The sequence below is a fragment of the Lentzea roselyniae genome (assembly GCF_039537795.1).
Taxonomy (GTDB): Bacteria; Actinomycetota; Actinomycetes; order Mycobacteriales; family Pseudonocardiaceae; genus Lentzea; species Lentzea atacamensis.
In genome coordinates this window covers 1,718-4,912 of sequence record NZ_BAABBE010000093.1, presented here as the reverse complement: position 1 = coordinate 4,912, position 3,195 = coordinate 1,718, and the positions used below count along the sequence as shown (strand labels likewise).

1 rRNA gene is annotated in these 3,195 nt (G+C 56.4%); it reads right to left on the bottom strand.

Features of this window, described 5'->3' with window-relative positions:
- Positions 1–37 precede the first annotated feature (37 nt).
- Positions 38–3,119, bottom strand: a 23S ribosomal RNA gene (locus ABFX45_RS45785).
- Between the last annotated feature and the right edge of the window lie 76 nt (positions 3,120–3,195).

Below are 3,195 nucleotides of genomic sequence, written 5' to 3'. Positions count from 1 at the left end.
GTTCTTCCAGAACCGCACAGTGGATGCGTAGCGTCTTTGTAACAAGTCCTCGGCCTATTAGTACCAGTCAGCTCCAACCGTTACCGGTCTTCCACCTCTGGCCTATCAACCCAGTGGTCTAGCTGGGGGCCTTAACTCACGAAGAGTGGGATACCTCATCTTGGAACGAGCTTCCCGCTTAGATGCCTTCAGCGGTTATCCCTTCCGAACGTAGCCAACCAGCAATGCTCTTGGCAGAACAACTGGCACACCAGCGGTCCGTCCGTCCCGGTCCTCTCGTACTAGGGACAGCCTTCCTCAAGTATCCTACGCGCGCGGCGGATAGGGACCGAACTGTCTCACGACGTTCTAAACCCAGCTCGCGTACCGCTTTAATGGGCGAACAGCCCAACCCTTGGGACCTACTCCAGCCCCAGGATGCGACGAGCCGACATCGAGGTGCCAAACCATGCCGTCGATATGGACTCTTGGGCAAGATCAGCCTGTTATCCCCGGGGTACCTTTTATCCGTTGAGCGACCACGCTTCCACAAGCCATGGCCGGATCACTAGTTCCGACTTTCGTCCCTGCTCGACCCGTCAGTCTCACAGTCAAGCTCCCTTGTGCACTTGCACTCAACACCTGATTGCCAACCAGGCTGAGGGAACCTTTGAGCGCCTCCGTTACTCTTTGGGAGGCAACCGCCCCAGTTAAACTACCCACCAGGCACTGTCCCTGATCCGGATCACGGACCGAGGTTAGACATCCAATACGACCAGAGTGGTATTTCAACGACGACTCCACCAGCACTGGCGTGCCAGCTTCACAGTCTCCCACCTATCCTACACAAGCCGAATCGAACACCAATACCAAGCTATAGTAAAGGTCCCGGGGTCTTTCCGTCCTGCCGCGCGTAACGAGCATCTTTACTCGTAATGCAATTTCGCCGGGCCTGCGGTTGAGACAGTCGAGAAGTCGTTACGCCATTCGTGCAGGTCGGAACTTACCCGACAAGGAATTTCGCTACCTTAGGATGGTTATAGTTACCACCGCCGTTTACTGGCGCTTAAGTTCTCAGCTTCGCCCCGAAGGACTAACCGGTCCCCTTAACGTTCCAGCACCGGGCAGGCGTCAGTCCATATACATCGTCTTGCGACTTCGCATGGACCTGTGTTTTTAGTAAACAGTCGCTTCTCGCTGGTCTCTGCGGCCGTCTCGCCCTAGCCCGCAAGAGGCTTCAAGCGCTACGGCCCCCCTTCTCCCGAAGTTACGGGGGCATTTTGCCGAGTTCCTTAACCACAGTTCGCCCGATCGCCTCGGTATTCTCTACCTGACCACCTGTGTCGGTTTGGGGTACGGGCCGCATGAACACTCGCTAGAGGCTTTTCTCGGCAGCATGGGATCACTCTGCTTCGCCTCAATCGGCTACGCATCACGTCTCAGGATATATGCCTGGCGGATTTGCCTACCAGACTCCCTACACGCTTGCACCAGTACTACCACTCACTGGCGGAGCTACCCTCCTGCGTCACCCCATCGCTTGACTACTACAAGTTCAGTTCCCGCGCTCCACTCAAGCAGTGGTCCGAAGACCGGCGCCTGAGCTTCGGGCGGTTAGTATCACAAGGTTCGTCATGGGCGCGTTCACACGGGTACGGGAATATCAACCCGTTGTCCATCGACTACGCCTGTCGGCCTCGCCTTAGGTCCCGACTTACCCTGGGCGGATTAGCCTGGCCCAGGAACCCTTGGTCATCCGGCGGACGAGTTTCTCACTCGTCTTTCGCTACTCATGCCTGCATTCTCACTCGCATAGCGTCCACGGCTGGATTCCTCCGCCGCTTCAACCGCTACACGACGCTCCCCTACCCATCCAGACGCTAGGTCTGAATGACACAGCTTCGGCGGTGTGCTTAAGCCCCGCTACATTGTCGGCGCAGGACCACTTGACCAGTGAGCTATTACGCACTCTTTAAAGGGTGGCTGCTTCTAAGCCAACCTCCTGGCTGTCTGTGCGACCCCACATCCTTTCCCACTTAGCACACACTTAGGGGCCTTAGCTGGCGTTCTGGGCTGTTTCCCTCTCGACTACGAAGCTTATCCCCCGCAGTCTCACTGCCGCACTCTCACACCACGGTATTCGGAGTTTGGTTGACTTCGGTAAGCTTGTGGGCCCCCTAGGCCATCCAGTGCTCTACCCCCGCGGTGAAACATGCGACGCTGCACCTAAATGCATTTCGGGGAGAACCAGCTATCACGGTGTTTGATTGGCCTTTCACCCCTAACCACAGCTCATCCCCCAGGTTTTCAACCCTGGTGGGTTCGGGCCTCCACGCGGTCTTACCCGCGCTTCACCCTGGCCATGGCTAGATCACACCGCTTCGGGTCTAGACCACGCGACTAAACGCCCTATTCAGACTCGCTTTCGCTACGGCTACCCCACACGGGTTAACCTCGCCACGTAGCACTAACTCGCAGGCTCATTCTTCAAAAGGCACGCCGTCACCCCTAAAGGCTCCGACGGATTGTAGGCACACGGTTTCAGGTACTATTTCACTCCCCTCCCGGGGTACTTTTCATCTTTCCCTCACGGTACTAGTCCGCTATCGGTCACCAGGGAGTATTTAGGCTTAGCGGGTGGTCCCGCCAGATTCACAGCGAATTCCACGAGTACGCTGCTACTTGGGAACACTCTAACGAGATACCGAGTTTTCGAGTACGGGAGTTTCACCCTCTACGCTCACGCTTTCCAGACGTATTCCTCTAACCACAGTATTTTCTGACTCGTTGCCAGTCCGGCAGAACTGACCAAGAGGTCCCACGACCCCGCGAATGCAACCCCTGCCGGGTATCACACAGACGCGGTTTAGCCTCATCCGCTTTCGCTCGCCACTACTCACGGAATCACGGTTGTTTTCTCTTCCTGCGGGTACTGAGATGTTTCACTTCCCCGCGTTCCCTCCACATACCCTATGTGTTCAGGTATGGGTGACCCCACATGACTGGGGCCGGGTTTCCCCATTCGGAAATTCTAGGATCTCAGCTCGGTTGACAGCTCCCCTAGACTTTTCGCAGTCTCCTACGTCCTTCATCGGCTCCTGGTGCCAAGACATCCACCGTATGCCCTTACTAACTTGCTACAAAGATGCTCGCATCCACTGTGCAGTTCTCAAAGAACAATCAGACATCCCCTCATCTCCGCACTCGCCTACCCAC